General features: G+C 67.2%; 1 protein-coding gene. It reads right to left on the bottom strand.

Going from position 1 to position 418, the window contains the following annotated elements; all coding sequences use genetic code 11:
* The coding region (locus ACLZOT_RS50120; RefSeq protein WP_416976005.1) for a beta-ketoacyl synthase N-terminal-like domain-containing protein at window positions 1–418 on the bottom strand (418 nt) is incomplete at both ends.

The following is a 418-nucleotide window of genomic DNA, read 5'->3' on the forward strand; positions in this document are numbered from 1 at the left end:
TCCCACGACGTCTCCAACAACAACCGCTGCTGCGGATCCATCGCCAACGCCTCACGCGGCGAAATACCGAAGAACCCAGCATCAAACCCGGCCACGTCCTCGATGAACCCGCCTACCCGGGCGAAACCGTCACCGACCATGTCCCAGCCACGCTGTGTCGGGAACGCCGAGATCGCGTCAACACCGCCCGTGAGCAGGGCCCACAGTTGTTCAGGGCTCTCGATCCCGCCGGGGAACCGGCAGCCCATCCCGACGATGGCGATCGGCTCGTCGACCGCCACCGTGGTCACCGGCGTCACCGACGTGGCCTCGACCGTGCCCAACAGCTCCGAGCCCAGATGCTCCGCCAGCACCGCGGGCGTCGGGTAGTCGAAGACCAGACTCGCAGGCAGTACGAGACCCGTGACCGCCGCCAGCT

The organism is Streptomyces sp. 4F14, from assembly GCF_048159485.1.
Classification (GTDB): domain Bacteria; phylum Actinomycetota; class Actinomycetes; order Streptomycetales; family Streptomycetaceae; genus Streptomyces.